Origin of the sequence: Kitasatospora putterlickiae, assembly GCF_039527695.1 — a bacterium.
Classification (GTDB): Bacteria; Actinomycetota; Actinomycetes; order Streptomycetales; family Streptomycetaceae; genus Kitasatospora; species Kitasatospora putterlickiae.
This window is the reverse complement of sequence record NZ_BAAAKJ010000021.1, coordinates 62965-64783: the sequence shown is the minus strand read 5'-3', so window position 1 is coordinate 64783 and position 1819 is coordinate 62965. Positions and strand designations below refer to the sequence as shown.

Sequence of the window (1819 nt, the reverse complement as noted above, 5' to 3'; positions counted from 1 at the left end):
CCCGTCGTCCCCTCACTCCTCGATCGCCCCGCCGACCCTCCGCAGGTGCCGCCGGAAGCTGTACTCCGGGTCGGCGGCGCGGCGCTCCAGGTACTCGTCGAACGCGGTCTGCCGGCGCAGCGTGTCACCCGCGCGGATCCGCTCCGCCTGGGCGCGCTCGGTGCGGGCGATGCCGGCCGCGGCCTCCAGCACCTCGTCCAGCCGGGCGCCGGGCACGAACAGCACCCCGTCGGCGTCCGCGAACACCACGTCCTCGACGCCCACCAGGTGCGGCCCGAACCGGGCGCTGGTCAGCGCCTCCGGCTCCCGCCCGTCCAGCCGCAGCGGCCCGAGCGGCAGGCTGCCGTAGCTGAACACCGGCAGCCCGATCTCCACCAGCTCCGGGGTGTCCCGGTGCAGCCCCCACACCACCACCCCGGCGGCCCCGGCGGCCCGCGCCTCCAGCACCGCGAGGTCCCCGACGCACGCCTCGTCGGTCCGCCCGCCGTTGTCGATCACCACGACGTCCCCGGGCCCGGCCGCGCCGTACGCCTCCAGGAACACGTCCACGCTCCCGTAGTGCCGCACCGGCAGCACCCGCCCGGCCACCCGGCTCCCCGGCACCACCCCCCGCACCCCCGCCGGCGCCACCCGCACCGCCACCCCCACCCGCACGCACGCGTCCGCCACCAACGGCGTCGACAACTCCGCGAACCGTTTCACCACCATGCCAACTCCTCCCGGCCGCCCCCGAGTTCACCATCTCCCGGATCCTACGCCGAACCACCTTCACTCCATCGGGTGAAAAACCGGCGCGTCCGGCGAGGCCCCGCCACCCCTCCGACCTCGCGTCCCCTCCACCGGCACCGACCGGTCGCCTACGGTGGGGTCCCCCGACGACCCGGAGGTCCCCGTGCGCGAAGAACAGCCGCCGAACTACCGCAGCTACACCTGGGAGGACGAGGCCACCGGAGCCCAGTGCCTCGCCTTCTACCCCGACGCCGACGAAGCCGACGACGACCGCAAGGCCCAACTGCGCGCCATGGCCCGCCGCGCCTTCCCCGACCTGGACCCGTCGCCCGACCCCCCGACGAAGCCCACCAGACCCGCCCTCCGCCTGATCCACGGCGGCGGCTCCTGAACCCACACCGGCTCATCGCCTCACACCATCGGGTGAAAACCCACCGCGCACGGCATACCGCCGCTCAACCCCCCGTTAGCGTGACGCCCACCAGAAGGAGGGGCATCATGAGTGCTGTGGCGCATGAGAAACCGATCGCGGGCTCCCCGTCACAGGAGGACATCCTGCTGGAGAGCTTCCTCAGCCTGCACTCCCCCGAAGGCTTCCGGGCCGAGCTCATCGAGGGAGAGATCATCGTGGCATCACCGCCGGACGGCGATCACGAGGACTACATCGACCTGCTGATCGACCAGGTGAAGGCGAAGTCCACGGTCCACATGCAGGTTTCGGGGGGAAAGGGCCTCCGACTCGTCAGCGGCGGGCTCTGCCCGAAGAACCACGTCATCCCGGACGCCACCTTCGCTCCGAAGGAGTTGCGCCTGTTCCGCGGCGCCCCGTCCTGGATGGAGCCGGACGGTGTGGCGATGGTGGCCGAGGTGACCTCCAGCAAGCCCGACCATGACCGGATCGCCAAACGGCACTGTTACGCCCGTGCCGCGATCCCGCTGTACCTGCTCATCGACCGCGAGAAGTCCCAGGTCAGCCTCTTCTCCCAGCCGAAGCGCGACGAGTACACCGAGGTGCACATCGCGGCGTTCGGTGAGCCGCTCGCCCTTCCCGCGCCCTTCGGTTTCGAGCTGGACACCAAGGAGTTCCTCT

Annotated in this window: 3 protein-coding genes; 2 read left to right on the top strand and 1 reads right to left on the bottom strand. The window is 71.7% G+C overall.

The window, feature by feature from the left end; genetic code table 11:
- Positions 1–12 precede the first annotated feature (12 nt).
- Complete coding sequence (locus ABD308_RS02820) at positions 13–708, bottom strand: RraA family protein (protein WP_425554676.1); 696 nt, start codon at positions 706–708, stop codon at positions 13–15.
- Positions 709–892: 184 nt separating this feature from the next.
- Between ABD308_RS02820 and ABD308_RS02815 the strand changes: the two genes are divergently transcribed.
- Both ABD308_RS02815 and ABD308_RS02810 read left to right on the top strand, forming a co-directional pair.
- Positions 893–1120 carry a hypothetical protein gene (locus tag ABD308_RS02815; RefSeq protein WP_344324949.1) on the top strand — a complete coding sequence of 76 codons (228 nt, stop codon included), beginning with the start codon at positions 893–895 and terminating at the stop codon, positions 1118–1120.
- A gap of 107 nt (positions 1121–1227) precedes the next feature.
- A partial coding sequence (locus tag ABD308_RS02810) for a Uma2 family endonuclease (RefSeq protein WP_344324946.1) occupies positions 1228–1819 on the top strand: 592 nt, incomplete at its 3' end.

Bases quoted from the DNA above. Each gene is read 5' to 3' on its own strand.
- ABD308_RS02820 (WP_425554676.1), bottom strand. From the start codon at position 708: ATGGTGGTGAAACGGTTCGCGGAGTTGTCGACGCCGTTGGTGGCGGAC.